Source organism: Bradyrhizobium algeriense, assembly GCF_003062295.1.
Taxonomy (GTDB): Bacteria; Pseudomonadota; Alphaproteobacteria; order Rhizobiales; family Xanthobacteraceae; genus Bradyrhizobium; species Bradyrhizobium algeriense.
The window spans coordinates 1-485 of the sequence record NZ_PYCN01000240.1; the positions used below are offsets into that span (position 1 = coordinate 1).

General features: G+C 63.9%; 1 pseudogene. It reads right to left on the reverse strand.

Features of this window, described 5'->3' with window-relative positions:
- Positions 1 to 372: pseudogene (locus tag C7G61_RS43315) on the reverse strand (lytic transglycosylase domain-containing protein); the annotation flags it as partial.
- Positions 373 to 485 lie beyond the last annotated feature (113 nt).

The following is a 485-nucleotide window of genomic DNA, read 5'->3' on the forward strand; positions in this document are numbered from 1 at the left end:
ATCCTGCCCGAGGCCTTCCGCCTGAAGAGCGAAGGCGAGGGCGATCCGCCCGGCGGGGGTTCCAGGAGGTTGCTTTGCGAAAAAGGCACGAATCTGGGAAGGAGGCCTGCGCTCGGCCAGCAGCGCATCCTCACTCCGTCTCCGAAGCTGGCTCGTGACCGGCCAGTCCGGGTAATCCTTCTGAAAGGCGAGGATGCGATCGAGGCCCATGGTGAGGCCGCTGCGGATCGCAAACCATTCGACGGTGGCGTGGGCAGCGGGCTGGGTGAGCTTGGTCCTGAGGATCTGAGCCTCGGTCAGATCGTTGTCCCGATAGGCCTTGAAGATCCCGGCCAAGTGATCCAGGTCTCCCGGCACCGGCGCGGCGGGCACGAAGTTTTCCAGCGTGGTGGATTGTGCCGGTCCCGGCGTGTCGGGAGGAGTTTCGGTTGCGTGGACGGTGAGAACGAGGAATGGGACAAGCGCGACGGATGTCACAAGACATA